The 23,348-nt window shown below is 46.8% G+C and carries 19 protein-coding genes; 3 read left to right on the plus strand and 16 right to left on the minus strand.

The features are described from left to right. Positions 1-9 precede the first annotated feature (9 nt). The 5 genes from ACYVF1_RS07345 to ACYVF1_RS07365 form a co-directional block, all read right to left on the minus strand. The gene (locus tag ACYVF1_RS07345; RefSeq protein WP_461077098.1) at positions 10-951 is read right to left on the minus strand and encodes a hypothetical protein; all 942 of its coding nucleotides are present in this window, start codon (positions 949-951) and stop codon (positions 10-12) included. Positions 952-1,034: 83 nt separating this feature from the next. After that, positions 1,035-2,276: an MFS transporter gene (locus ACYVF1_RS07350; RefSeq protein WP_461077100.1), complete on the minus strand. Its 1,242-nt coding sequence runs from the start codon at positions 2,274-2,276 to the stop codon at positions 1,035-1,037. Between the two features lie 107 nt (positions 2,277-2,383). Then, positions 2,384-4,822 (minus strand): ABC transporter permease, encoded by a 2,439-nt coding sequence (locus ACYVF1_RS07355; RefSeq protein ID WP_461077102.1) that lies wholly within the window; start codon positions 4,820-4,822, stop codon positions 2,384-2,386. 13 nt (positions 4,823-4,835) lie between these two features. Next, complete coding sequence (locus ACYVF1_RS07360) at positions 4,836-7,598, minus strand: outer membrane beta-barrel protein (protein ID WP_461077104.1); 2,763 nt, start codon at positions 7,596-7,598, stop codon at positions 4,836-4,838. Between the two features lie 67 nt (positions 7,599-7,665). Next, entirely contained in the window at positions 7,666-8,460 is a 795-nt protein-coding gene (locus tag ACYVF1_RS07365; RefSeq protein WP_461077106.1) for a GLPGLI family protein, read from the minus strand. A gap of 122 nt (positions 8,461-8,582) precedes the next feature. Between ACYVF1_RS07365 and ACYVF1_RS07370 the strand changes: the two genes are divergently transcribed. After that, positions 8,583-10,076, plus strand: a complete 1,494-nt coding sequence (locus tag ACYVF1_RS07370) for a sensor histidine kinase (RefSeq protein ID WP_461077108.1) — start codon at positions 8,583-8,585, stop codon at positions 10,074-10,076. Positions 10,077-10,099: 23 nt separating this feature from the next. Then, positions 10,100-10,780: a response regulator transcription factor gene (locus ACYVF1_RS07375; RefSeq protein ID WP_461077110.1), complete on the plus strand. Its 681-nt coding sequence runs from the start codon at positions 10,100-10,102 to the stop codon at positions 10,778-10,780. A 96-nt stretch (positions 10,781-10,876) separates the two neighbouring features. Here the strand turns inward: ACYVF1_RS07375 and ACYVF1_RS07380 are convergent, their stop codons facing one another. The 6 genes from ACYVF1_RS07380 to ACYVF1_RS07405 form a co-directional block, all read right to left on the minus strand. After that, complete coding sequence (locus ACYVF1_RS07380) at positions 10,877-12,574, minus strand: sodium:solute symporter family transporter (protein WP_461077112.1); 1,698 nt, start codon at positions 12,572-12,574, stop codon at positions 10,877-10,879. A gap of 254 nt (positions 12,575-12,828) precedes the next feature. Next, entirely contained in the window at positions 12,829-14,157 is a 1,329-nt protein-coding gene (locus tag ACYVF1_RS07385; protein WP_461077114.1) for a bZIP transcription factor, read from the minus strand. A gap of 466 nt (positions 14,158-14,623) precedes the next feature. Beyond that, complete coding sequence (locus tag ACYVF1_RS07390) at positions 14,624-15,037, minus strand: hypothetical protein (protein ID WP_461077116.1); 414 nt, start codon at positions 15,035-15,037, stop codon at positions 14,624-14,626. 112 nt (positions 15,038-15,149) lie between these two features. Beyond that, complete coding sequence (locus ACYVF1_RS07395) at positions 15,150-16,400, minus strand: MFS transporter (RefSeq protein ID WP_461077118.1); 1,251 nt, start codon at positions 16,398-16,400, stop codon at positions 15,150-15,152. Positions 16,401-16,522: 122 nt separating this feature from the next. Continuing rightward, positions 16,523-17,791, minus strand: coding sequence for an MFS transporter (locus tag ACYVF1_RS07400; RefSeq protein WP_461077120.1), 1,269 nt, complete (start codon positions 17,789-17,791; stop codon positions 16,523-16,525). Positions 17,792-17,882: 91 nt separating this feature from the next. Continuing rightward, on the minus strand, positions 17,883-18,668 hold the full coding sequence (locus ACYVF1_RS07405; RefSeq protein ID WP_461077121.1) for a sialate O-acetylesterase: 786 nt from the start codon (positions 18,666-18,668) through the stop codon (positions 17,883-17,885). 283 nt (positions 18,669-18,951) lie between these two features. Here ACYVF1_RS07405 and ACYVF1_RS07410 point away from each other — a divergent pair, with 283 nt between their 5' ends. Then, the gene (locus ACYVF1_RS07410; protein WP_461077123.1) at positions 18,952-19,152 is read left to right on the plus strand and encodes a hypothetical protein; all 201 of its coding nucleotides are present in this window, start codon (positions 18,952-18,954) and stop codon (positions 19,150-19,152) included. A 39-nt stretch (positions 19,153-19,191) separates the two neighbouring features. On the opposite strand, the gene ACYVF1_RS07415 is transcribed toward ACYVF1_RS07410, so the two are convergent. From ACYVF1_RS07415 to ACYVF1_RS07435, 5 genes are all read right to left on the minus strand, one after another. Continuing rightward, positions 19,192-20,466: a polysaccharide pyruvyl transferase family protein gene (locus ACYVF1_RS07415; RefSeq protein ID WP_461077125.1), complete on the minus strand. Its 1,275-nt coding sequence runs from the start codon at positions 20,464-20,466 to the stop codon at positions 19,192-19,194. Positions 20,467-20,577: 111 nt separating this feature from the next. Continuing rightward, positions 20,578-21,522: a hypothetical protein gene (locus ACYVF1_RS07420; RefSeq protein WP_461077127.1), complete on the minus strand. Its 945-nt coding sequence runs from the start codon at positions 21,520-21,522 to the stop codon at positions 20,578-20,580. 57 nt (positions 21,523-21,579) lie between these two features. After that, positions 21,580-22,116 carry an NADH-quinone oxidoreductase subunit B gene (locus ACYVF1_RS07425; RefSeq protein ID WP_461077129.1) on the minus strand — a complete coding sequence of 179 codons (537 nt, stop codon included), beginning with the start codon at positions 22,114-22,116 and terminating at the stop codon, positions 21,580-21,582. A 51-nt stretch (positions 22,117-22,167) separates the two neighbouring features. Further along, entirely contained in the window at positions 22,168-22,635 is a 468-nt protein-coding gene (locus ACYVF1_RS07430; RefSeq protein WP_461077131.1) for an NADH-quinone oxidoreductase subunit A, read from the minus strand. Between the two features lie 84 nt (positions 22,636-22,719). Next, positions 22,720-23,334 carry an outer membrane beta-barrel protein gene (locus ACYVF1_RS07435; RefSeq protein WP_461077132.1) on the minus strand — a complete coding sequence of 205 codons (615 nt, stop codon included), beginning with the start codon at positions 23,332-23,334 and terminating at the stop codon, positions 22,720-22,722. Positions 23,335-23,348: the final 14 nt, after the last annotated feature.

Consider the following 23,348-nt stretch of genomic DNA (forward strand, 5'->3'; position numbering starts at 1 on the left):
CATTGTGATCTAATTTTTCACCTGCTTGTAAGCAACGGTAAACTCATAGTTCCCGAGTGCGCCCATACTGCAAATTAACTGCGTAGGAAAACCCTGCTCATTCACGGTTACGGCCTGAATATGTGGTTCATCTATTTCACGGCATCCATATTTAGGATCGCAATTCTTACGTTTCGTATAAGTTAAATTATTATTACTCAGGCTGCTACCTAATCCTGATAAACCACTTGAAGGAACGAACCGGTTAACTGAGGCTAATAAACCGTCTAGAAGCTGCATTTCCCGAATCTGACTGAGCACGGCCCGATTAGCATCATAACGCTGTTCAATGATTTCCGTACCGATCGAAGGGTATAGCTTTGATTTCGCGATAAAATCAATGTTCCCTTTGTCATCAAAAAATAATATTTTGAAACTGCTTTTCACGGGGAGGCCTCGCTCATCGAGCGTAAGCGAAGTTTTCTGAACTTCCTTACCCCCAATCAGGAGTCTAGCCTGTACATTCTGATCTGAATACGTTAATTCAAAACGGGCTGGTTTATTCTCTTCGGTATAGTCGCGTGCATCATAATTCACCGAGATAGCTTTTAAATCGATGCCCGTCACCCGATTATCAGTATGAGTGAAACGTACCCAGGTTGAACTTTCGCTACCCGGCCAATCCGTCAGCTGATCAGTAATATTTTGTAGTCTGTTTTGATTATCGTACGTAAAGGTTGAGCGGTAGATCAAATGCTTTAGCGCTCCCTCATCATCATGATAGTCAATAGTGGTTGGTAAAATAACTGACTGAGCAATCGGTTGAAAATCCTTATAGGTTTTCGTTGGCGCTGGATCGGTGGGCGACTGTGGAACAGGTGTTAGTTCAGCCTTCGGTTGGCAGGATGTCAATAGACCAATAGTCAATAAACAGCTGTAGACAACGACGCGAGTAGAAGGTATAGGACTCATAAAAGATGAGTAGTAAAAGTTGAGTTTTATATAACGCACACTGATTTTTAACTATAAATCGCAAAGATGTTAGTTTGTTAATATTACTCACTATAATCCAATTCTTTTCCAAACGTTTCTTCCATCGTGGCCAGCGCCCAGTAGCCGAGTGCGAAACAAATTAGCGCAACGATAGCCGCTGATTGAATGACGCCAAACGAGGGTTTCATAGCCTGAAAAGCGGGAATAGTAAGTAACGTAGTGGCCCGCACGTTGTTGGCAACCGACGTAGTGGCCGTAGCCCGCAGGTTGGTGCCGTAGCTTTCGGCTGTTATGGTCAGGAACATAGCAATGTAGCCAGTACCAAAACCCATGACCATCAGAACAATATAGAACGTAGTGGCCGACGTGATACCACCGAACAGATAAACGACAATACACAGGAGCGTAAAGCTCATCATCAGCCCGACTGCTTTCCGACGAGACTGTAGCCAATGACTTAAAAATCCACTGAATAAATCACCCGCTACAATGCCGATGTAGGTAAACATAACGGCCCGGCCGGGTGGAATAGACTCCTGAACGCCAATGGCTTTACCGAATTCATTGCTGAACGTAGCGAGAATACCGATAACCAGATACGTTGGAATAGCAATACCCATGCAGCGCAGGTAACGTAGCGTTTGCTCCTTCCCGCGAAACAACGCCCAGAAATTTCCACGCGATACGCCTGTCTGTTGCACCCGCTTGAACATACCTGATTCGAGCACGCTGACACGTAACAATAGTAACCCTAAACCAAGTCCTCCGCCAATGAAATAGGTGATCCGCCAGTCAAAAAGTGAAACGGTAAAGTAAGCCACAACAGCCCCTAGCAAGCCCACGCTGGCAACCAGCGATGATCCATAACCTCTCAGTCGAGGTGGTAAAATTTCACTCACCAACGTAATGCCCGCGCCTAATTCACCTGCCAAGCCAAAGCCAGCTACAAACCGCAGCCAGGCATAGAGTTCGGGATTATGAGCGAAACCGCAGGCAATATTGGCCAATGAATACGTAATGATACTCCCAAAAAGCACCGAAAGCCTGCCCCGTTTATCGCCCAGAATTCCCCATAAAATGCCGCCAAGTAACAGGCCAGCTTGCTGAAAATTGAGAATTCGTCCGCCAACTAATGAAATGTCAGCTTCCGACAAATCTAAATCTTTTAAACTTGGAACGCGGACGATATTGAATAGCAGCAGATCATATACATCGACGAAATAACCTAGCGCAGCTACAATGACGGGCAACGCAAAAAGAGGACGTAGTGAGTTAGAGGAAGATACAGTAGAGGTAGGAGACATATTCGGCAAAGGATTATAATGCCGAAAGTACGTTAAAAATTAGAACGCAAATCAGTGATTTGTATGTTTCCAATATGGTATTGACGGTATTAGACTAACCAGCAACCCTATTCACTCTTCAGAACTTCTACTGGATTAGTCTTCGCGGCTTTCAATGTCTGCGATCCGATCATGACGAAGGCAATCAGCAATACCGCCAGCAAGCCAATGAATAACTCGGCTATCTGCACGGGTGCATGATATGGAAAACGGGTGAGTAGAACTTTTTCGAAGAAAAGGTACGTAACTGGTAAGGCGATGAGCGCCGATACGGATAGTTGTACGAGAAAACCGCGACTTAATAAATAGATCAGGCTGCCCGTACTTGCTCCCATCACTTTGCGGACGCTTATTTCCTTCAGCCGGGTTTCGGTTGTGTAGGCTACCATGCCAAATAAGCCCATCGATGCGATCGAAATAGCGAGGAACGAAAGAAAGCCAATGATCTTGATTAGCGTGGAAAACTCGCTGTATGCCTCTTCGATGGCTTCGTCATAGAATTCCGCCTGAAAGGGATGAACCCGATCAATTTCCTTCCAGGCCGACTCAATCTTGGTTCTGGTTGCCAGCATGTCCGTACTTTGTATTTTGGCGTTAATCACGGCTCTATCTTCGGGAGTCCAGTGCATGAACGCTACCGGACCGATGAGGTTATCGACCTTACCATAGTGAAAGTCTTTCATGACGCCAACAATGGTCATTTTGCGTGTTCCACCGAAATTGCGGAATATGATCTCTTTCCCGATTGCTTTCTCAGGATCGTTGTTGCCTATATTAAATCGCTTTAAAACCTGCTGATTAACAATTACTTCCCGCACGGCTGCGGTTGTTGTTGGGCGCGCTTTGAAATTACCCCCAGCAATAAGCTTGTAGTCATGCACAGCCAGGTAATTCTCGTCGACGTTGTTAGTCAAGACCAGTACCGAGTCGCGCGAATCGTTGTATTTCATATAGCCGCCCCATGCATTTCCAACGCTGGTGACGATCAATGACCGGGAAAGGGCGGTCACTTCCGGCATCTCACTCAATTTCTTGACAAACGCATCCGGTTTATTACCCTGCATATTGATATTCAGGATGTTTGCGGTGTTAAATCCCAGATCAAACGCTAGTATATTTTTGTACTGTACGTAGCCAATAGCAGTCGTCGTAATAAAGATCAGTGTGAGCGTATATTGAACCACCACCAAAGTGCGCCGAAGAGTCAGGTGTTTGAATACTTTCACGGACCGGTACGCCGGAGTGGAAACATTCCTGAGTGCACTGATTGCGCTGATTTTCGCAAAGAACAGAGCCGGCATGAAACCAGCAGTAACGCCTACCAGGAGGGCAAAGAGGACGAAGGTTATAATCATCGCTGGCGTTAGGTCGAGCTTCACGGTTTGCTGCATCTCCGGCGCCAGACTTATCAGCAACGGTCGCAATAGGAGAAAGATGAGAAAGGAAAGAACAAGGGCTGACAGCGAAATCATGATTGATTCCGCCAGAAATTGTTGCCGTATCTGGCCTTTTTCAGCACCGATGGCTTTGCGAATACCAATTTCCTTGAAGCGACGTATGGCTCGTGCCATCGACAGATTGGTATAGTTGAAACAAGCCGACAAGATCACAATGAGAGCAAGCCCGCCGAGTATCCAAAGCACCCGGGGAGACATATGGGGACCTACTGATCCAGGACCACCCTCAGAGGGACGGAACCCTTCTCCAACCACGATCTTGTATAAAGGCAACAGCTCAAGCTGGATTTTCGTGGCCTCTTCAGCAAGATTTTCCTGTCTGGCAATGGCATCGAGCTGCGATTGAATTGATGCTACGTCGGCATGCTCCGGCAGCCGGAGATACACAAAATTCGACGACATGCTTGTCCATTTCTCGAAGTTCTTGTCGTTCCTGTTAAGCTGCTCGGCCGTCGACAGTGATACCAACGCTTCGAAATGGATGTGCGAAAAGAAAGGAACGTCCTTCATAACACCGGTCACCTTATAAGCGAGTGTATCGAACGTGATTGCCTTCCCAAGCGCCGATTGACTGCCGAAGAGTTTTCGGGAAGCAGTTTCGGTAAGAACGATCGAGTAAGGGTCTTTCAGCGCCGTTTCGGGATTGCCTTCCAATAGTGGAAACGTAAAAATTTTAAACAGCGACGGTTCCGCCCAAAATCCTTTTATTGGGACAATATCGTCACCAACCTTCGCGTCCTGTGAGAAATCGTTGCGCATAATCGCTACGTCTTCAATGCCAGACACTTTCTCCCGAATAAGCTTTCCGGTCTTTATCGATGTAGTGGCAAACTTTCCGCCCCGCTCTCCATTGAACGTCGCTACGTTGGTGATGCGATAGATGCTGCCGCCACTCTCGTGGAACCTGTCGTATGAACGTAAGTCGAGTACGAATGCGATCAGCAGTAATCCGACAGACATACTGATGGCAAGGCCAATAATATTGATGGCTGAGAACAGCTTATTGTGCAGTAAGTTGCGTCTGGCTGTTTTGATGTAGCTTCCGATCATGTCAGTTAATAGTCTATATTCCAAACTTCCGTAGGTTGTATACAAAGCTGACGAGCAGATACCGACGTAGTATCCGGCTTTGAACGTCTTCAATATACGTATCGGTCGTGTTACGTATCAGGCTGCGATTCTGGTTTAGGACGTCAAAAACCTGTAGCCGTAATTCGCCCGTATTTCCCTTAAAAAACTGCTTTGCTAGTGCTACGTTCCAGAGCGTAAATTGCTGATTATAACCCGCAGACCGGCCCGTAGTGGCTGTGTACGTTACGTCGCTGGTAAGCACGAAACGGAACGGAAGCTTCCAGAACAAGTCGGCGGTGGCGTACTGCGACCAGAAAGCCGTGTTCTGTTTTGGCAGCAGCGAATACGTAGCACTTTGGTACGTTACGTTGCCGCTAATTCCGTATTCCAGCGCATTATTGAAATTAGATTGCAGCCGAACCCCTTGCCCAATGCTGGTGTTTCGGGCTTCGTTCGTTTCGTTGTTGATGAAACTGAGCGCCCGACTTAGTGCTACGTTGGTGGAGAAAGTAAGCCTCAGTTTGGAAGGTTGTAAGGTGCGCCCAATAGACATTGACCCGTTTGCTGACCAAAAACCGCCCACATTTACGGGTTGCGTAGTGAGTACTCCCGACGGACTGACCGTTGTTGACGTAGCAATCCGGTTATGGCTCTGATTTAAACTGGCAAACAGTGAGAAACTTTTAGTGCCAAGACCCGTCGAACCATTATATGACAGAACAATCGTATTATAGAACTCCGGCGCAAGTTGTGGATTCCCGATTCGAATGTTGAGCGGATTAGTATTATCGATAACGGGTTGCAATTGAGTTAGTGAAGGCGGGCTTAATCGGGTTCGATATTGCAGGCGCAGGTTGCGATTGCCGGAAAATGTATAACTGAACAGGGCATTTGGCAACAGATTGACATACTGTCGGCGCTGGCTGGTATCTACCGAACGATTGTCAAGCTGCAATTGCGATTGCTGGATGTCCGCTCCAATGGCAAACTTATAACGTAGTCGTTGCGTCTGGAACGTAGCACCCACCCGGTGATTGGCAAACGTACTGGCAAATTGGTTCGTCAGTAGTAAGTTGAGTCGGTCGTAAATTCCAGTTGATTCATTTCGGTCAGTAACCAGACGGTCGGCCTGGTTGCTGTTTGTCGAATAGGCGTATCGCAACTCCAGTTTTTGGGTGAATGATATCGGTTCGGTATACGATAGCGTCAGTGCGTTTTGCAGGTTGTAAGCCGTTTGTCGATTCCGTTGATCTAATACGTTTGAAACGGAATTAGCACCCGTAGAATCGTAAAACGTATTGATCGATTGGTTCAACGCCTTCGTTTCTGCATCAGCCAGTATGGTATTCAAATTGAACGACAGGGTACGTCCTTCGCGTCGGAATTTACGCATGAGTAACAAGTTATTGTATCCGTTCAAACCGTTGCCAGTCGAACTGTAGGCTGTTTCGCCGGTATTGACTAATTGATTCAATTGCCCTGCCAGACCAGGCAACGTAGAGCGACTGGATAGTTGGCTGGTATAATCGGTATTTTGCCAGGTTAGAGTAGGTGCGATACGGAGACTGGTCATTGAATCGAGTTGCCAGTCGACCCGGAGATTGAATCGATGACTTAACTGATTGTTTTGCGAAAAATGCTGTTGATCGGTCGTGAACGAACGTTCGGGCAAAATGTTGCTACGCCGACTCTGTTGGTCAGTAGTGGTAATAGCTTGATTGAGAAAATAGCTGGTTGCGATCTCAGCCCGCTTTCCCAACTTATCTCGGTAGTTCAATCCAACTGCGCGTACTTCGATGACATTCGTAGTTGTTTGGCTACCGGGTGGCCCTCCGCTCTCCTGACTTCCCACAAAAACTGGCCCTTGTGCCGGTCCAGCACCCAACGTAAAATTTTGCTGGTTGAGGTTGTTGGCCTGACCAATGAGCGAAAGCTGGGTTCCTTTGTTGAAGCGGTTCAGATTCAATCGCCCCTGATACCGATTGGCCTCTCCATCGCGAGCGGTGCCTAAGCCGACCGAATTTTGCCCGAAATAGCCTTTTCGCTTGTCTCTCTTGAGCGTCAGGTTAATGGTACGTTCGCGATTTCCGTCGTCAATACCCGAAAATTGCGACTGATCTGATGACTGATCGTACAGTTGAACTTTATCGACAATATCCGCCGGTAAATTTCGAGTTGCCATTTTAGGATCATTACCAAAAAACGGCTTTCCATCAACCAACACCTTACTTACCGTTTGCCCATTGGCTTTTACCGTACCATCACGACTCACTTCCATACCCGGCAGTTTCCGGAGTAATTCTTCCACGGCGGCATTCTGCTGCGTCTTAAATGATCCGGCATTAAATTCCAGCGTATCCTGCTTCACCTTCACCGGCGCACTTTCCTGCCGAACAACGACTTCCTGAAGCTGATTACTTTGTTCAACCATTCGCAGAATACCCATGCCAGTAATTAATTCTCCTGACTTTACAGTAATCGATTGAGAAACATTACGATAGCCAAGGAACGTAACAAGTATTCGATAATTTCCTGGCGCTACGTTACGTATCTGAAACAGACCATCACCATCGGTAACCGTACCCGTTACGTAGTTCGAATCGCGGGTCGTTAGTAGCGAAATTGACGCCTGCCGTAAGGATTTTCCGTTAACTGAGTCAACCACCATCCCCTGGATATCAGATTTTGTTACATTACGTTGAGCAAATAGCGCTGTTGTCAGAGAAAGACAGAAAAGTAAGAAAAACGCTTTCATGGAATTGCAGAGGGAAATGCAGGATTGCATTTGGTGATGATGTTTCTAAATGGTTACCCGCTGCTACCTAATTCCGGTCATTGAATTGAAGTTGTTGCTGAAAATCGGTGATGGCTTTCTGACGTATATCGGCTAATTGCTCCGGGGTAACGGGTTGAGCCTGCGCGCCCGGTTTAACCGACGACGCATCGGGGGACGTGGTATCCACTTTGGTTGCCTTGAATTGCTCCTTGCTACCTTCGATGAGAAGTACAGTGCCGGTTTGGGGCGTGAGCTCGTGTATGGGTGAATAAGTGACAGGAATTTCAGTAGTTACCCAAACCGTATAGGTTTCTTTTTTGTAAGGTACAGTAGCTTTTCGGCAGGTGTACCCGGCTATTTTTTTAGTTTGTTCGGTTAATTGCCAGCCACTTACGCGCTGAATTGGCGATTCGGCCTGATACGTTTTCGCTTCTGCATCTTTGCCGACTGTGAGCAATGTGACTTGCTTCTGACCTTGCAGGTCCACAAAAACCTGTTCTATAAATGGTCGCGGAAGATTTCGGGTTTGAGGAGGGCCACCGTCGCCCCTTACCCGGATAACGGCGTTTTGTTCATCGCGACTTTCTTTCGCCAACGTACCATTAATTAGTGTTTTCTGACCAAACATACGCGTGTCGGGGATGTCGGTAGGGAAGTTCGGATCGCCGGGTTTTACCTGTTCGCCGTTAATAACGATACGCATTTGGGACGGGTCAACTTTGCGGACACCTTCGTACGTAATTTGCCCAGACCACGTAGCAGAAGCGGTTTGAGCGATAGCTGACTGATTTGTCAAAAAGGGTAGAAAGCAGTTGACAACTACACAAATAAGTGTTTTCATGGAAAAGTGCTGGTTTGATTTGACGGCTCAAAGGTCAGGCGGAGATTTGTAACGCACTGCTACATAGTGTTAAACAGTGTTAACGCCCATCCGAAGCCCGCCCAGACGATGTAGATTTGTATATGAACCGACGCATCCGTTCGATATTCTGGCTGATGACATTGTGCATCATTGGCATCAATGCATTTCAGGGCTATTGGCTCTGGACAACGTATCATGTTAAAAGCCAGCAGTTTAATCAAACAATGAGGGATGCCTTATTTTCGGTCTTACAGCAGCGCCAGATGGTTGAGGCTAACCGCTTATTTGCCAGACAGGGTAATGAGAAGTCATTGAAACCGACACGAATGATTATTCGCCAGTTTGACGGTGCTACTAATCGGGAGCAGATTCGAGTTATTGTCAGACAACCTGGGCCCCCGTTAAGGGGAAAGGGAAATCAAAAATCCGTTATGGGTGCGGTAGCGGTAGGTGGCTTTTATCAGCAAATACCGCCAGGTGCAGAAACGCAGGTATTTGAGTCGCCCGATACGCTTGCTCACCGAATTTCGACTATGTTGATGCTTGATTGGGCCGAAGGTACACGTATCAATTTGACTAAGCTATCGGATGCATATCGCGCTGAGCTTAGTCAACGGGGTATAAACCCTGCTTTTAAACTGGATACGGTGAGCGTTCATCCTCAAAAACCGTCTAAAAAAGTAGTGGTTCTTCAATTGGATTCGCCCTCAAAGCCGAATGATAAGTCGAACGTAATGAACAAGTTAGTTGTGCCTCTCAACCCGATTCGAAACCTGTTTGCGCAGGTAACCTTTGAAACGCCAACGTTCTATTTGCTACGTCGAATGGGTTGGCTGCTGGGTGGTTCGGTGTTTTTAATCTTATTAACGACGGGTAGTTTTCTGTTCATGCTGAGTACAATTCTGCGTCAGAAAAAACTGTCGGAGGTGAAAAATGACTTCATCAACAACATGACCCACGAATTGAAAACGCCGATTGCTACAGTAACGGCGGCTGTGGAGGCCATGCAAAACTTCGGTGCATTGAACGATCCAAAGAAAACGCAGACGTATCTGGCAATTTCACAAAACAACCTGCAACGTCTTTCTGATCTGGTCGAAAAAGTGCTGAATCTGGCCGTCGAGGAAAAAGGCGAATTAGTACTCCATCCAGAATCGACAAACCTGAATAACGTAGTAGCTGACTTAATGACGAGTCATCAGTTGAAGGCGCCCAAACCTGTTAAGTTCCATGTCAATATTCCGGCGGATACGACGGTGACGGTTGACCGGGTTCATTTTGGAAATGCGCTCAACAATCTGATTGACAATGCTATCAATTATTCCAAAGAGCACGTAACGATTCAACTGACGTTCATGAGAAACGTATCGGGCTGGCAACTGGCAGTAGCTGATGATGGCATCGGTATCGCCAGAACGTATCAGTCGGCCATTTTTGATCGATTCTTTCGGGTACCAACGGGCGATCTGCATCCGGTAAAAGGCTTTGGATTGGGACTCGCTTATGTGCGTCAGGTTGTCGAGCGGCACAATGGACAAGTTTCGCTACGTAGTGAACCCGGAAAAGGAAGCGAGTTTTTACTTACATTTTCATAAAACAGCACCAATCTGTTACGTATATGCCCACTGTTTTGCTGATTGAAGATGAACCAGCGTTGGGGATGATTGTGAAAGATAGCCTTGAAGTGCGGGGTTTTACGGTACGGTACGCATCAGATGGCGACGTGGGTCTGGCCGATTTCCGACGAGAGCGTCCGGATATTGTTGTAGCTGACGTAATGATGCCGAATATGGACGGCTTTTCAGTTGCCCACCAGATTCGCCAGACAGACTCTGACGTACCAATTTTGTTTTTGACGGCCCGTTCGCAAACCGCCGACGTAGTACGCGGTTTTGAGTTGGGCGGTAATGATTACCTCAAGAAACCCTTTAGTCTGGATGAATTAATTGTACGAATTAACGCGCTTCTCCGACGTAACGCAGCATCGCAACCAACTGCTACGTCGGATTCGGTACGTATCGGCCGGTATCAATTTGATGCTCCTAAGCAAAAGTTGTCGTTTGATGGGCAGGATACGTTGCTGTCGCACCGCGAGGCCGAATTACTACGTCATTTATACGAGCAGCGGAATCAGGTACTCGAGCGTAATGCCGTGTTGATCGAACTCTGGGGCGACGATAGTTTTTTCAACGGGCGCAGCTTAGATGTATTCATCACTAAACTCCGTCGGCATCTCAGCGCCGACTCCGCCATACAGATTGTTAATGTGCGAGGTATCGGCTATAAACTTATCGTGTAAAAGTTAAATAAGCTGATGTAAGCAGCCTATGTAGCAAAAAACAAGCAGGCGCTTTCTCGATGGAAAAAGCGCCTGCTTGTTTAGTTGATACGTTGGTTACCAGAATCGAACGTACAGTACCGTCAGAATCAGCATAATCACCGTAATCATGGCTGTAGCTGAAGGAGCCAGCTTGAACATTGAGGAGTCGATCTCAAAGGCTTTTGGACTAATCTTCGGACCTGCCAGACTAATTAACACCATTGCCAATACCGTGAATGCAAAGGCCCAGCCCATGGCTACCAGGAACGGAATCTCGTAAACGCCATCTGCATTTTTGAATGCCGTGTACAGAATCGTTTCGTGTCCAAACCATTGTGGAGCGTAGTTATTGAAAAGGGTAGTTAGAGCAAAGCCACCCAGAATGCCCACTATGGCAGCCGCACCCGTAGTACGTTTCCAGAAGAAGCCCAGAATGAAAACGGCAAAAATACCCGGACTCAGATAGCCTGTGTATTTCTGAATGAATGTAAAACCCCCTTCGCGACCAATGCCCAACGCGTCTTTCCAAGTCAGCGCGATAGACAGCAGCATAGCAATGAAAATTGTGATACGTCCCGCCCAGACCAACTGCTTTTCGTTGGCGTCTTTTTTGATGTACTTATGGTATATATCGAGCGTAAAAATCGTCGAGATAGAATTGGCTTTACCAGCTAGTGAGGCTACAATAGCCGCTGTCAACGCAGCCATTGATAAACCTTTCAACCCATTGGGCAGGAAGGAAAGTATGGCAGAGTAAGCATTGTCGGCCAGCAGTTTTCCGCCGGGAGCCATCTCATTTTGAAGTCCACCATTCTTGTACAGAACATAAGCCGCAATACCAGGCAACATCACAATTAGAGGCATAAACAACTTAATCATGGCTGCAAACAGAATCCCAGTACGTGCGGTTTTCAGGTCAGCGCCGAGCGCTCGTTGAGTAATGTATTGGTTACAGCCCCAGTAATTCAGGTTCACAATCCATTGACCCGCAAAGTACATTGTGATGCCTGGCACGGTCAGATATTTGTTTACTTCAACCTGTGACGTATTAGGACCTGGCTTTTCAAAAATCAGGTGAAAATGGTCGTCGGCATCGCGCATCATAGCTGTGAAACCAGATAATACGTCATTGCCTAATCCAAATTTCTGACTAACTAGGGTAAGTGCAATATAGCTTGTCACCAAGCCGCCAATAACCAGCACTACCACCTGAAATACGTCGGTATAGCCAATAACTTTCATGCCGCCTAACGTAATGATCAGAGCAAAAATGCTCAGGCCAATCACAATCGGGTGAAACGAATCGGGACCAACGAGGCTACTAATGGCCAAAGCGCCCAAAAACAGAATGGAAGTAAGATTGACAAAAACGTAAAGAAATAGCCAGAAAATAGCCATAATTAGGCTTACTGTCTCATTATACCGCGTTTTTAGAAACTGCGGCATTGTGTAAATGTGGTTCTTCAAATAAATTGGCATGAACCACACAGCTACTATGATGAGTGCAACAGCTGCCAGCCATTCGTAAGCGGCAACGGCTACCCCAAACGTAAAACCATTGCCCGACATGCCAATAAACTGCTCGGCGGAAATGTTGGAAGCAATTAGAGATGCACCGATGGCCCACCACGTCAGCGATCCTTCGGCTAGGAAAAAGTCTTTTGTATCAAGTTTGGTTTTCTGTTTTTGTTTGTAAATCCAGTATCCGTAGGAGGAAACACCAATGAAATACAGGAAGAAAATAATGTAATCAGTCTGGTTAAGCTGGTTCATATCAACAGCACGGAAAATAAGGTTCGGAATCAGCCTGTAAAAAAGCAATTATTTCTTTAATAAGGCTTACTATCTGATAAAATCATTTGCAAAATAGTGCGATCTAGGATGATTAGACCATACATGAAAGATTAAGAAATACTTTAAAATCAGTAACAAATACTTATTTATTTTTTAGATTGGGGGTTGAAAATCAGCATAAACAAAAACGCCAGCTCCTTTCAGAGCTGGCGTTTTTGTTTATGCTGATTTTATTATTTTTTCTCTACCAATTGCTTAACCAGTTGTTTTAACTGATCGATTTCTTTCTGCTGTTGAATGCTATATAGCGTCAGTTCTTCGATTTTCTCAAGCAGTTTAGCATCGGTTTTATGCAGATCGTTGCCTTTCTCTACCATCTCTTGAGCTGAAGGAACACCTGGCAGGTGCTTGTTAGCCTGGATGAAGTTTTCTACTTCAGACAGTGATTTCAGTTTGTAATCAGACTGGAAAACGTAGTCACTCCAATCCGATGTGTTTTTCAGAGCAACTTTCACTTTCTCGGTCAGGATACCCTGCTCAACGAACAGTTTGTAACCGGCTGGAGTGCGAGCGTTGTTACCAATAACAATTGCATCATCCTGTGTGCTTTGCAGGAGCGAACCATTACGCTTCCAGAACGAATCAGCTACGCCTTCACGAGCTGAACCATTCAAGCTAGCCAGAATCACTTCTCCGTTACCGTTAACGGTCAGGAATTTAGTGACGCTAGTCATCGTGGCTGCATTATTGCTGGTTAGGTTAGTAAGCTTCAAACCAGAAATACCCGAAGTACCTGATACTACCTCCAATCTAGCTGTAGGTATTGCAGTACCGATACCTACGTTCACAGAAGCAGGACCGGTTCCGCCCAGAACAATGGCATTGCTCGCGTTTACGATAGCGTCTGTACCAATAGCAACAGAATTATTAACGGCGGCTACTGCTGAGCGAGCCTGGAAGCCAATAAATGTATTACCCTGACCAGTGGCATTGTTACTTAAACCGGCAGAACGACCAATATAGGTATTGTTCTGACCTGTTGAGTTACCATTACCTGCACCGTCACCGATGAATGTGTTACCTACACCGCCAGTGTTGTTGATGCCAGTACCGTTACCGATAAACAGGTTATATGAACCACCAGCATTGTTAGCACCTGCCAACTGCCCCATGAACATATTCGCAATACCGGTTGTGTTAGCAACACCAGCATTAGCGCCGATAAAGACGTTTGCTTGACCACTGGTATTAGAATAACCCGCTCCAGCTCCTACAAAAACGTTGTTACCCCCGGTGCTAACTCGGCCTGCTGAGTTTCCTAAGAAGGTATTAGCCGTTCCTTGGCCTGAGGTTCCTGCATCTAGACCCATATAAACGTTTCCAGAACCAGTAGCTGGTGCTTTAATGTAATTCGCATTGTTGAGCTGTACAGAGAAACCTGTAGGCAGGTTCAGGTTCCCCTGAATGGTCAAAGGGGTACCAGACGGCACCTCGATTGTTTGGGCCGAAGCAGTCAGGCTGGCAGAAAGGGCAAGGCAACCGACGTAGAGAAAGTGTTTCATTTGTGGTAGATTTTATTATCAAGTCGAAAAGTTAGTGTTCTCGGTTTAATTAACAAAGTTTTCCCCAATACTTTTATTAATAGGTCATTTTTAGAGACAGCTACTAATAGATTGGTATGACTGGCTGAAGGTCTGAGTTATAAGACTCATAAAAGTAACCAACTGTTTTCATACTTGCTAATTTTATTTTTGTTAATTACTACTAAGTATAGTAATAATTTACTTATCACATTAGTTCTGTTAAATTTATAGCGTTCCTAACTCCTTAACTTCTTTTATAGGTCGCATTTGTCTTACATCTGCGCTACGCATAATTCTTATATAGTCTGCTTCTCTGATCAATAGCCCTACCTCTATTTTTTGATTGCGGTAAAAGTATGTAATACATTATCGCCCCTGAAGAGTCAGCTCTAAGCTGACTCTTCAGGGGCGATAATGTGATGAAATGTGGTAGTGTAATTGCGAATTATTTAATAGCAATATGCCGTATCGGGGTAGGCTTTACTTCCTTGGGAGTTGAGAGTTTTAATGTATATTCCTCAACCTGCGTGCCTGCCGTGAGCCGGAAAGTGTAGTTCCCATCTGTCAATTGACTCATATCAAACTGCTGACGGCATGAACTCCGTTTGCTGTTCTTACCAAGTACCGTTTCCTGAAACAATACCTCCCCACGCTGGCCGATCAATTCCAGATTTATTTTATTCTCATTCTTAAATTTCTCCAGATAAAGCCACATCTTGGTCATGTCGGCGGCTGGGAACATGGCCGCAGCAAATACTTTCTTTTGCGATTGTCCATCGTCGGCTAAAGCGAGTGATGATACGGACACGGTTAGTGCCAACAGAAAGGCACTGGCGAGCATTTTGAAGGTGGTTTTCATTGAGCTGTATGATTAAAAGAGAACCTTTAATTGTCAACTCAATGATGGGCAGAAAGAGACGTATCGCCGTCGTTTGGGAGCAACGGCTAAAAAAAATGATAAGCGGTTCGGGTTATTCTACAAAATCTAAATCTTTGCCGAATGTATCGTCCATGCGGCTAAGCGACCAAAATGATAATCCATAAACAATGGCACCCAGCAACCCCGCTGCAAGCAAGGTACCTACCGATGGTTTCAACGCCTGAAACAGAAGCGTCATCGGAATAAGCGTCCCTCGAACTACGCTAGGCACCGACGTAGTAGCCGTGTTACGTAGGTTGGTGCCGTAAAGTTCGGCTACCATAGTTAGGTACATGGCAATATAACCGGTGCAGAAACCAGCTAGTAGACAGATTGTATAAAGACCTTCTGCAGTGCGTATACCACCAAACAGATATACGCTGCTCAACAGCGCACTAGCCATCAATAGACCGGTTATGGTGCGAATACGGGAACGTAGCCACTGGCTCAATGGCCCACTCAGCAGATCGCCACCGGCTAGCCCGACGTAAATCATCATCACGCATCGGCCAGGCTTTACTACGTCGGGTATAGCCAATGCTTCCCCAAACTCATTTGCGAACGTAGCCAGAATACCCACGACGAACCAGGTCGGCATACCAACTGTAACGCAACGTAAATACTTGATTGTTTTCGGCCAACTGCTAAAAAACTGAAGAAAATTCCCCCGACTGACCTCCTGATGTTCGGCTTTCATACGGCTGAATAAGCCCGATTCAAAGATGCTTACACGTAGCAGAAGAAGCACCAGCCCCATGCCGCCACCTACCCAGAACGCCATACGCCAGTTGAAATATTCGACAGTCAGGTAAGCGACCCCTGCGCCCAGATAGCCAATACCAGCCACTACTGAGGAACCATAACTGCGGATTTCTTTCGGAAGAATCTCGGAAACCAGCACAATAGCTGCACCAATCTCACCCGACAGTCCAACCCCCGCAACAAATCGCAGAACAGCATACGTATTGACATCCTGCACAAATCCACAGGCGATATTGGTAAGTGAATACGTCAGGATGCTACCAAACAATACCGACATACGCCCTCGTTTGTCGCCCAATACACCCCACAGGAATCCGCCTAAGACCAATCCAGCCTGCTGAAAATTTAGAATAAACGTACCAGCTTTCGATACGTCGGCAGGCGATAATCCTAGAGATTGCAAACTCGGTACGCGCACAATGCTGAAAATGAGCATGTCATATACATCTACAAAAAAGCCTAACGCCGACACAATCACCGGTAGGCTAAGCAGTGGACGTAGTGAAGGACGTACTGAGGATGGTGGCGAAAGCGTTTCCATTGGCTTCTAAACCGGGATTTTAACAAGATTGGAAAGATTTACACGATTTAGCCACAGTAGAGAAAGTAAACCAGGAAACAAAATCCTGAAAATCTTTCCAATCCGCTAAATCCCGGTTCTGACTACTCTTCCAAATAATTCAAATCTTTTCCGTGGGTTTCAGGGATGGTTAGAATAGAATAGAAACCGAGAATAAACGAAATCAGCCCTACGGCGGCACCGGCATCAATGATACCAAGTGAAGGTTTCAGGTAACCATACAGGCTGGTCATCAGAATAACCGTACCCCGAACCATGTTTGGTACGGTAGTAGCCGCCGTGGCACGAAGGTTAGTTCCGAACTGCTCTGCGCCGATAGTGACAAACATGGCCCAGTAACCAATACCAAATCCCATTGCCAGGCTCAGGCCATACAGCATCGTAGCGCTCTTTATGCCGAAATACAGATAGATCAGCCCGAAAACCAGCGATACGACCATCAGCAACGTAACAGCTTTCTTGCGCGATTCCATTGCCTGACTAATAAAACCACTCGCCAGATCGCCGACGGCCAGACCAACGTAGCACCACATGATCGCCAGACCCGGCTGAATTTCTTCGGTAAGTCCTAAAGCCCGACCAAATTCGTTGCTGAACGTAGCAAGAATACCGATAACAAACCAGGTTGGTAAACCGATGCCGATGCATTTAAGGTAACGGCTTAACCGGTTTCGATTTGTGAAAAAAGACAGGAAATTTCCCCGACTGACGTGTTCCTGCGCTGTTACGTCGGTAAACATGCCCGATTCCACCACGCCGACACGTAGCAGAAGCAGCCCAATGCCAAGCCCACCGCCCACAAAGAATGCCATCCGCCAGTCGAATAATTTAACGGTGAAATAGGCAACTACAGCGCCAAACAAACCAATTCCCGCCACCAGCGACGTACCAATCGCCCGTTTTTCTTTAGGTAATACTTCGCTTACCAACGTAATACCGGCTCCTAATTCACCCGCCAGTCCGATGCCGGCAATGAACCGCATCAGCGCGTAATAGGCAGTCGGATCCATGAACGTAACGTTCGTAATAAATCCGCAGGCAATGTTGGCAATCGAGTACGTAATAATAGAGCCGAATAAGACCGAAAGTCGTCCCCGTTTGTCACCCAACACGCCCCAAAGAATACCGCCTAGCAGCAGCCCTCCCATTTGCCAGTTCAAAATGCTGGCTCCTACTGTCGAAATCTGTTCGGGAGACAGGCCGAGGTCTTTCAGGCTGGGAACGCGTACAATGCCGAACAGTAGCAGGTCGTAAATATCGACGAAATAACCCAGGGCCGCTACAATAACAGGCAGACTAAACAGACCAACAGCCGGGGATTGGGTTTTAGAAGAAACGGTGGAAACAGCCATGCGGCAAAATCAAAGATTAAGAGAGCGAAAGAATTCTGCAATATTACGAAACAGCCAAAGAAGATTAGGAATAAATAGGGCTGTATGTAGTTTAAGGCGCCTGTTTCAGCAGCTTTTTTTGAATAAATACGTCGGCGTAGCGCTGCCCAAGGGTTCGGGCCGAGCGAGTGTCGAAATGAGTCGAGTCACCTTTATCGGTCAGACCTTCTGAAAGAATGTAGTATGCATTTGGAATATGCCGCGTCGCCTTTTGAAGCGCGTCATTCACAGTTTTCGCGTTTGGATTGCGTTTCACCACAAAATCGCCCAACATGCCAACTACAAACGGTACGTCAGGGGCATTTAAATCTTTTCGAAAGCGGGCCACCAGCTCTTCTAGTTTTGCTTCATAAACCGAGGCTTTTTCGGGTGTAGAATCCGATTCGCCCTGATGCCAGATGAACCCCGCTAGCTGCCCATTTTCCAGCGCTTTTTTAGCCCGACGTAGTGCATCATCGTAAGGATGCGATTTGGTCGGATCGTAATACGCTCCTGTTTTCCAGAAGTCAATGCCCGAGCCACCAACGGCGCAGGGAACCAGTCCAATATTCATGGTTGGGTACGTATCGGCCAGTTTTTTGGCGAAAGCAAAGCCCGGCCCTACGCCAATAACGGCTGGTTTGTCAAAATGCATGGGGTCGCGGGCAGGTACCCAGCTTTCAGCTTTATCAAGCATCCAGATACGTGGATGAGATTGCTGATCTGCGGCCTCTGGAACACCCCGTCCTGCCATATTAGACTGTCCGATGAGTAAAAACAGTCGCAGGCGGGGCGGAACATCCTGTCTGAAAGCCAGCGCAATTAGTGTTAATATGCAAATAAGAAAACGGTATTTCATACAAATTTCAGCAAAAGGGTTCTTCCCAAACTTAGTCAAATTACGCTGAATCAGAACGTGGTCTATATAAGCTAGAACCTGATTTTTAACGGCTATATCATTGATCGAGAGGCCTATGTGTCTCATATACAGAGGTCCGTAACCTCACATTCGGAAGCGTAAAGTACGGGCTCTTGTTTATCAGGTAAGACCAATTGGCATTGCTGTCTATGACGATTCAGCAGATTGTTGAACGGATCAATAGACGCTTTCAGAAGAGCTATTAGCCCTAAATAGCACCAGTATGAATCGCTATCTGTTATACCTCCTGAAACAAATTGATGTTCAACGCATAGTCTATGATCAAGCTATGGAGTCAACATTACATGTGATTGAAGTTGGCCGTAAGGCTAAACGAAAGCAAGAAAGAATTCGCCAGCTTGTTGCGGATTTAGAACGGCGATTTGAAAAACTCCAAGCTAGAATTCAGGCTGAATACAAATAGATACGTAGCAGAGTCAAACAAAGACGTCACGTCTTAATCCTAAACTGCCACCACGTTCTTTTTCACATAGCTCATAGTTTCGCGCTGGCGTTGTTCTACAAATTTCCGGGCTTTTGCTGCTTTTACTTTTGCCGCTTTCGGGTCTTTTGCTATCATCAGCACCGCCGGAACGTAGCGCGCTACGTCCTGCTCGTTGTCTATGTCGAAGAGCCAGTCACCCAATCCAATATCTTTCCACATCACACCTTTGCTGGTTTGTTCGGCAAATCGTCCCACAATAGCCGGAATACCATTGCCAATACACATAATAGGTGAGTGCATTTCCAGCCCGAAAAGCCCCGCCGAGCGAATATACGTACTGATTGCCTCGTCAGTAAGCCAGTAGCGATCACGCCAGACTACCTTAGGTTTTACGTCCTCGGGCAACTTATCAAACAGGATTTCTTTGCCCAATTTCACCTGCGTTTCGTCTTCGGGGCAAATCAGGATTTTAAGATTTGTCTGTCGAACAACGGCGATGATGGCGTCCCGAAGGGGCGCGTTGTCATGTTCTTTCATAGCCTGATTTCGGGCATCGCGTGTGGCATCGAACGGAGTGTTTTTAGCCGGAATTTCCCAGTAAGGCGTAAAACGCTGGCGGGGAATGACGCACATAAATTTGCCTTCTTCCAGGCTATGTTCTTTCAGAAACGTAGTGGCGGCCTGCTCGTTACGTAAATCGACACCGAACGCGCCATCCGGGCAGAACTCCATAATCGGGCACGTAACGCCATTCTTTCTGGCAAAATCCAGAGAAATTGAATCACGAAACAAGGCGAAACGGGCTTTGGTCAGTAGCTCTACGTCGAGCGGTTTGGCGGTAACCATGGCTTTGGGGTCGGGGCTGTACACGCCAGGAAACGTAATGCCGTAGACACCATACGGTTTGCCGGTTTCGGTACGCCAGCGATCTACGTCTTTTGCCGCCACCAAAGACGGTCCGGACCCATGTAACAGAAATACACATTCTTTCAGCGCCTGAGCAATTTCGTCGGGTTTTTGAATAATCGGTACATTCGGAAATCGCTTCCGCATCAAATCCTCTACGCCATTGCTAAGACTGGATGGCCATAAGCGCACCTCAACATCAGGCATATATTTTTCAAGCAACGCCAGTACACCGGGCGTATGACCAATATCGCCAATGTTAACCGTCTGCCAGGACGAACGTAGTATAATGGATTTTTTGGTGGCTGATTGCGCCAGCGCCGGAACACTCATAAGGGCGCCCACGAGTGCTGGGGCTTGTTTGAGAAATTCTCTACGGGTAGTCATAGAAGCCATTTACGCGAATCACTGAAAGCCAGAGATAGAAAATATGCTTCCAAAAGGCAGCGTCGACGCTACACTACCCTTATTGTTATAATCGACACCGTTTAGAAAGACTCACTCCGTAGTTGATTCAGGATTGTCTGCGACGGGAGTGGTTTCCTGAGTAGGAGTAGTAATTGGTTGAGGACGTAGCACTGGCTCCGCTTTAGGTAGGGAACCGTATACGTGGTAAGCCGTTCCCAATGCCCAGACTTTCAGGCCGACACGAGCGAAAACTAAGGTTTGCTGAATAACAAACATTAGTAGAATAGTAAGCCAGCCACTCATCAGAACCACTGAATCAAGTAAGAAATAGATTCCGAATAAACCAGTTCCTATTAGGATGAGAAGTAGGTAAAGTCCGTATGTTTTGCCCGGATGACGTAGCACAAGCCGGAGAGCAAGACCAAATGCGCGCAATGCGCTGTGCTGGTCTTCCCGGAACAAAATGACTTTTGCGTAATCGTTAATGCACAATACTAACGTAACGGTCAAGGCAAAAAAAGCAAAAAAGACAACGCCAATCCAGAGCTGACCCTGTTCGGTTACGTCGTTGCTCATGCCGTAGCCTACCAGCGAACCAATTATCAGCCAGATGCTTCCGCTTATGACGGCGAATAGGAACGTAACGCCCAGCAGCCGCATAAACCGACCAACGTAGTGCGTACATCCCTGCCAGAACGTATCGACATTGAATCGTACATTCGGTTGTGCGAAACGTAGTAAAATCCCTCCCGCGAAGAAAACACTCAGGAATAAATATAAAAGTCCTAACCAACGCCCCACACTTATGAGCGGACGAATGGCGGGTTTACTTCGATGCCAGAAGTCTGAAAAAACGGTGTAATCAAATCCACTCAATAACTCCTGAAACGCGAGTGAATTTTGAGTCTCAACATTGAATGTGGAGTAAAAAGGGAGAGCCGCTACAAGCCCCAGCACCAATGTAATACCATAAATAAGCCAGAGCAGCCGGAAACTGCCAAGCGTCTGTCGAAGGGAGGTTAGGAGTGGTGACATGGTGAAAAGAACGAAAGTGTGATGACCGGGCCACCGGAGCGGTGAAAGAGCGACGCGTTAGCCTTTTGCCGTTCCGGCGTTCCGGTCGTTTGTGCTTTCGCTCTTGTCAAGCAGTGGATGTTCGGTTCTGATTTTCTCCTGCAGTTTCAGAAAGCCATCGATCAGGGCTTCGGGACGCGGGGGGCAGCCCGGTACGTATACATCAACCGGAATAATTCGGTCGACGCCTTTTACTACGTGGTATCCATGCTGCCAGTAAGGACCGCCACAATTTGAACATGAGCCCATTGAAATCACGTAGCGCGGCTCAGCCATCTGCTCATAGAGCCGCCGGATGCGATCGGCCATTTTATAGGTTACTGTTCCCGACACAATCATAATATCAGACTGACGAGGGGAGGGGCGAGGGAAAATACCGAACCGCTCCAGATCGTAGTTGGAAGCCATAGCGCCCATCATTTCAATGGCGCAGCACGCCAGCCCGAACGTGAGCGGCCAAAGCGATTTCTCCCGCGACCAGTTGAGTAAATCCTCAGAATGCATCAGCAAAACGCTGGCCTCGCCCGATTTGTCGGCTGTAGAGTGAGACGTCATAGTTTTCAGAACCGTGGTAGAGGCAAAGCATGCCTTGTTTCCTGCAATTGCTCAGCGTTTATACCGCTCGTTTACCTGTTGATACAACTGACTGGGAACTTTGGTTTCTACTGTCGGGATTTTAGGCGTTGGTTTCACCCAATCAAGATAGCCTTTTGCCCATACGTAAGCCAGCCCGAGCGCCAGAATTAACACAAATAGAATGGCTTCGGTCAGTGCAAACCAGCCCCAGAGCCCGTTGGTAGATTTAATGAATTGAGCCTGTCCAAAAACAGTTGCCCAGGGAAACAGAAAAACCAGTTCGACGTCGAACAGCACAAATACCAGGGCGACTACGTAGTACCGAATGTTGAACTGTACATTAGCATTACCAACTGGCTCTTCACCTGATTCATAGGTACTATTCTTCTCAATATTTGGCCGGTCAGGACGTAGCAATCGTGCCGCAAAAAGCACAATCGCAATGAACGCGAACGCAGCCAGAATGAAAAGCAGAATGATGCCGAAATCGGAAAGCATAGATACGTAACGGAGAATGAATAATGTAAAGTGAATAATGAAAAAGCTCTGTTAACAACCTATCAATTATTCATTCTGCATTATTCATTTATTCTTCTTCTTTTTCGGATACAGGTTGTATACCACCGCTATCTGTAGATTGCGATTATAGTAACTGGCTCCAGTTTCTGGTGATACGTTGACGAGGCCGTGGACGTAGCGAACATGCAGGCTGAATTTGTCGAGCATATCCAGAAAATCGTAATGGGCTCCTACGACAACACCAACGTCGTTTTTAGAGCCCGGTCCACCTGTGCGCCCCGCGTTCAGCGCATAACTAAACTCTGGACCGGCCTGAATGGTAATTCCTTCCGTTGGAATAAAACCCGCCAGAATAGGCAGGCTAGCATAGTAGTACGACACACCCGACGTAGACCGGCCACCCGTTGAGAGTTCCTGCTGGAACGTACCACCCCGAACCCCTATAAGTGCTTCAGGCTGTATAACCACCTTATGATACCGATATCGGTACATAACTCCAGCAAGTGGTTCCATTGCCCGGTGGGGAATATTCGGACTAACTCCTGAAATTGATAATTGAGTAAACGATACACCGACTTTTACGCCAAAATGGCCACCTACAGGATTATTACTTTGTGCCCAAACGAAGCGGGGAAGGCTAATCGAAACAAGAAAAAAAAGTAAGCGATACGTATGCATACACGAGTTTTAAA

This window comes from Spirosoma flavus (assembly GCF_054778555.1).